General features: G+C 72.4%; 3 protein-coding genes. All 3 read left to right on the forward strand.

What is annotated here, in order from left to right:
• Positions 1 to 659 (forward strand): recombination regulator RecX (gene recX / locus ACFW2E_RS42635; protein ID WP_384476286.1); only part of this gene is annotated, 659 nt, incomplete at its 5' end.
• Between the two features lie 210 nt (positions 660 to 869).
• The gene (locus tag ACFW2E_RS42640) at positions 870 to 1,532 is read left to right on the forward strand and encodes an ArsR/SmtB family transcription factor (protein ID WP_384476289.1); all 663 of its coding nucleotides are present in this window, start codon (positions 870 to 872) and stop codon (positions 1,530 to 1,532) included.
• Positions 1,529 to 4,057: an ABC transporter permease gene (locus tag ACFW2E_RS42645; RefSeq protein ID WP_384476292.1), complete on the forward strand. Its 2,529-nt coding sequence runs from the start codon at positions 1,529 to 1,531 to the stop codon at positions 4,055 to 4,057. The genes ACFW2E_RS42640 and ACFW2E_RS42645 overlap by 4 nt, the downstream gene beginning before the upstream one ends.
• Positions 4,058 to 4,149 lie beyond the last annotated feature (92 nt).

Below are 4,149 nucleotides of genomic sequence, written 5' to 3' on the forward strand. Positions count from 1 at the left end.
CGCGCGGTGGTGCGCGGCCCGCCGGCGGTGGCTCGCGTCCCCGGGGTGACTCAGGAGCACGCCGCGTACGCGGCGGCTTCGGGGAGACGTCCGGTGCGGCGCCCGAAGAGGACGGGGGCTCCTTCTCATCGTCGAGGGCCGAGAAGGAGGAGCACCCGGGGGACCCGGCTGAGCGGGCGCGGGCGATCTGTCTGCGCCTGCTCACCGGGACCCCGCGCACCCGCAAGCAACTCGCCGACGCCCTACGCAAGCGGGAGATCCCGGACGACGTGGCGGAGGAGGTGCTGTCCCGGTTCGAGGAGGTCGGCCTGATCGACGACAGCGCGTTCGCCGATGCCTGGGTGGAGTCCCGTCATCACGGCCGGGGGCTGGCGCGGCGTGCGCTCGCCCGTGAACTGCGGACCAAGGGTGTCGACTCGACGCTGGTCGACGAGGCCGTCGCCCAGCTCGACTCCGAGCAGGAGCAGGCGACCGCCCGCGAACTGGTCGCCCGTAAGCTGCGCTCCACTCGCGGCCTCGACCGCGACAAGCGGATACGGCGTCTCGCCGGGATGCTCGCCCGCAAGGGATATCCCGAGGGCATGGCCCTCCGGGTGGTCCGCCAGGCACTGGAGGAGGAGGGCGAGGACACGGAGTTCCTCGACGGCGAGGAGTTCTGACCCGCCGACGGCCCCCGGTCCGGCACTTCCTCGCCGACCGGGTGCACCCCCCTCTCCACGGCCTCTCACCCCATTTCGCGGCCTCCACCCACTCGTTCGCGAGGCCGTCTGCTGTGCCGGATCCGTGAGGACGGGCTGGGGTTAACCCCCCTCCGGAGACGCCGGGCCACCCCAATGCACAGACACCTGTGCACAGACGAGTGTGTACGCATGCCCGTACCGCCCGCTCCCGTGGAGCTCTCCGACCTCGCCGCCCTCAAGGCACTCGGCCACCCGCGTCGGCAGCGCATGCTCCAGCACCTCACCGTGCACGGCCCGGCGACCTCCGCCACCCTCGCCCGGGCACTGGGCCTGAACACCGGCTCAACCAGCTACCACCTGCGCGAACTCGCCCGGTACGGCTTCGTCGAGGAGACCGTCATGGCGACCGGCCACGGCCGGGAACGCTGGTGGCGGGCCGTCCCCGGCGATCTGCGCTTCCCGCCCCGCAGCCGGCAGAGCGCCGAACTGCGGCACGTCATGGAAGAGCTGAACCATCACGCATACGCCGCCGATCTGGAGCTGTTCGAGCAGCTCCAGCGGGACACCGACGAGAAGGACCCGTGGTCGGACGCCTTCCCCTACTCGCGCGGCACGATCCGGCTGACACTGCCCGAACTCCGTCAGTTCTTCGAGGAGTACATCGCCCTCCTCAACCGCTACAAGCGCCCCGAGGCCGACACCCCGCCCGGCGCCCGCACCGTACTCACGCGATTGCTCGCCTTCCCCGGCCCGTCCGGCGGCAGAGGGCCCTCGGACGACGGGAGCCCCCTTCCCGACGCGGGCCCGACGGTTCGCCGGACGCACAACGGAAAAGAGACCCGGTCCTCATGATGTTGCGCTACGCCCTCAAGACCGTCCGCGCCCGAAAGGCCGGCTTCCTCGGCGCCTTTCTCGCCCTGATGTGCGCGGCCGCACTCATCACGGCCTGCGGCACCCTCCTCGACACCGGCCTGCGCGGCACGATCCGCACCGAGCGCTACGCCGCCGCCCCCGTCGTGGTCTCCGCCGACCAGAACGTCCACCAGACCACCGTCAAGCACAAGAAGGGCAAGACCAAGGTCAAGCACAAGGCGAAACCCATCGCCGAGCGCGCCTGGCTCCCGGCCAGCCTCGAACACACACTCGCCCGCACCCCCGGCGTCGCCCGGGTCATCCCCGAACTGACCTTCCTCGCCGAGCCGTTGACCCCGGGCGGAACCGGGGGCCGTACCGCCTATGGGCACGCATGGCAGTCCGCCGCGCTGACGCCGTACCGGCTGACCGCGGGCACCGCTCCCAGGGCCGCGACCGACCTCGTCGTGGACCGGTATCTGGCCGCACGCGCCCGCCTTCGGGTCGGCGACCACCTCACCGTGCAGTCGACGCAGTCCCCGCGCGGCTACCGCATCTCCGGAATCGCCACCCCGGCGCCGGACGTACACCATCAGACGTCGCTGTTCTTCTCCACCGCCGAGGCCCGCCGACTGGCCGCGCACCCCGGGCAGGTGACCGCGTACGGTGTGCTCCCCGTCAAGGGCACGGACCCGGACCGGATGCGCCAGGCGGTGGCGCGGGCGCTGCGCGGCACCACCGCCCAGGTCAGCGACGGAGACGCCCGAGGGCCCGTGGAGTTCCTTGACGCGGCCGCGGCCCGGACCCGGCTGGTCAGCATGGGCGGCGCGATGGGCGGAACCTCGCTGCTGGTGGCGGTACTCGTGGTCATCGGCACCTTCACGCTCTCCGTCCAGCAGCGCCACCGAGAACTCGCCCTGCTCCGCGCCATCGCCGCCACGTCCGGACAGATCCGCAAGCTCCTCGGCCGCGAGGCCCTGGTCGTCGGCGCGGCCGCCGGCACGGTCGGCGCACTCCTCGGGCTGCCCCTGGGCGGCTGGCTGCACGCCAGGTTCGTGGCCCTCGGCGCCATACCCGCCACGCTTCAGCACACCGTCAGCGTCTTCCCGCCGTTGGCCGCCATCGCCGCGACGTTGCTCGGGGCATGGGCAGCGGCCCGTGTCGCATCCCGCCGGGTCGCCCGGATCCGCCCCGCCGAGGCTCTGGCGGAGGCCAGGACCGAGCGTGCCCGTATCCCCTGGGGACGGCTCGCCGCAGGTCTGCTGCTGCTCGCCGGTGGTGCCGTCCTCGTCGTCGTCCTCACCTCCCTGCGCACCGAGCCGGCATCGACTCCCGTCACCTTCCTCGCCGTCGTGGTCCTCTCGGCCTCCGTCGCCCTCCTCGGTCCCCTGCTGGTCAAAGCCGCGGCACTGCTGCTCGCCGGTCCGCTGCGGCTCACCGGTCACGGCGGTCGGCTCGCCACCGCCAATCTGCGCGGCAACGCCGTCCGGATGGCCTCCGTCGTCACCCCCCTCACCCTGCTCATCGGCATGACCTGCACCGTCCTGTTCGTACAGTCGACCCTTGGCGACGCCGCGCGAACCCAGGCACGCGAGGGCGTCACCGCCAACTGGGTCGTCGCCGCCCGGGGGCCGGGCGTCCCGGCCGAGGCCGCACGGCAGCTGCGTACGCACCACGACGCCGTCACCGAAGTGGTCCGCACGACCGTCCGAGTCGGCCTGGACAAGTACGCCGCCCAGGGCGTCACTCCCGCGGGACTCACCCGCACCTGGGATCCCGAGGTCACCGCCGGCTCCCTCGACCGGCTCACCGACAACACCATCGCCGTCAGCGAACTCACCGCGGACCAGCACCACTTGAAGCCCGGCAGCACCCTGAGACTCACACTCGGCGACGGCACGCCCGCCACGCTCACCGTCGCCGCCGTCTACGCCAGGGGTCTCGGCTTCGGGGACATCACCTTCGCCCACGACCTCGTCGCCCACCACGTCGACAACCCGCTCGCCTCCTCCGTCCTAGTCAGCACGCCCCGTACACAGACACAACTCGCGACTACTCTGCGTAAGTTCCCGGGACTCCGGGTTCTTTCCACGGCCGCCGCCGACTCGCTCCAGGCAGACCGTCAGCAGGCGAACGCGGAGGTCAACTATCTGGCCATGGGGCTCGTTCTCGCGTTCACGGCCATCGCCGTGGTCAACACGTTCGGCATGTCGGTCTCCGACCGTGTCCGGGAGTTCGCGCTGCTCCGCCTGGCCGGGGCGACGCGTCGCCAGGTGCTCCGGATGCTGCGCACCGAGGCGCTCGTGGTGCTGCTGCTCGCCACGGCGCTGGGCAGCGGCATCGCGCTCGCCGTACTGACCGCGTTCGGCGCCGGCATGACGGGCCGGGCCGCTCCCACGGTCACGCCGTTGCTCTACGTCACCGTCGTCGCGGTCGCCGCCCTCCTCGTCCTCGTGGCCACCGCCCTCCCTGGACGCACCGCGCTCAGGGTGCGCGCGGTGACGGTGGCCACCGCGAAGGACTAGCACTCTGGCGCCTCGAGAACACCCCCCCGCCCGCCCAACCCCCCCCAACGGGCCAGCGCGGCGCCCCTTGGGTGGGCGCCCCGGAGTGGGCC

It is taken from the genome of Streptomyces sp. NPDC058964, from assembly GCF_042741275.1.
GTDB lineage: Bacteria > Actinomycetota > Actinomycetes > Streptomycetales > Streptomycetaceae > Streptomyces.

Excerpts from the sequence above, each read along its gene's own strand:
- ACFW2E_RS42640 (WP_384476289.1), top strand. The coding sequence starts at position 870 with ATGCCCGTACCGCCCGCTCCCGTGGAGCTCTCCGACCTCGCCGCCCTC.
- ACFW2E_RS42645 (WP_384476292.1), top strand. The coding sequence starts at position 1,529 with ATGATGTTGCGCTACGCCCTCAAGACCGTCCGCGCCCGAAAGGCCGGC.